Genomic DNA, 304 nt, shown 5'->3' on the forward strand with positions numbered 1-304 from the left:
GAGCAGTGATTATTGCGACCGGTGCGAAACCACGCCAAGCTGGATTTAAGGGTGAAGATGAATTCCGGGGTCACGGGGTAGCGTACTGCTCTACTTGTGATGGTGAATTATTCTCTGGTTTGCAAATCTTTGTTGTTGGTGGTGGCTATGCCGCCGCTGAAGAAGCTGATTATTTGAGTCGTTATGGTAAGCACGTCACGGTTTTAGTACGTGGTGATCACTTTACATGTCCACCGTTGGTCGCTGCACGAGCCTTAGATAATCCTAAGGTCAGTGTTGAATACAATACGGAACTAAAGGCGGT

At 47.7% G+C, this 304-nt stretch carries 1 protein-coding gene; it reads left to right on the top strand.

The genetic code is table 11. The annotated features are described in order from the left end of the window. A partial coding sequence (locus ACFIK0_RS09625) for an FAD-dependent oxidoreductase (protein WP_375663949.1) occupies positions 1-304 on the top strand: 304 nt, incomplete at both ends.

Origin of the sequence: Bartonella sp. CL63NXGY (assembly GCF_042194905.1) — a bacterium.
GTDB lineage: Bacteria > Pseudomonadota > Alphaproteobacteria > Rhizobiales > Rhizobiaceae > Bartonella.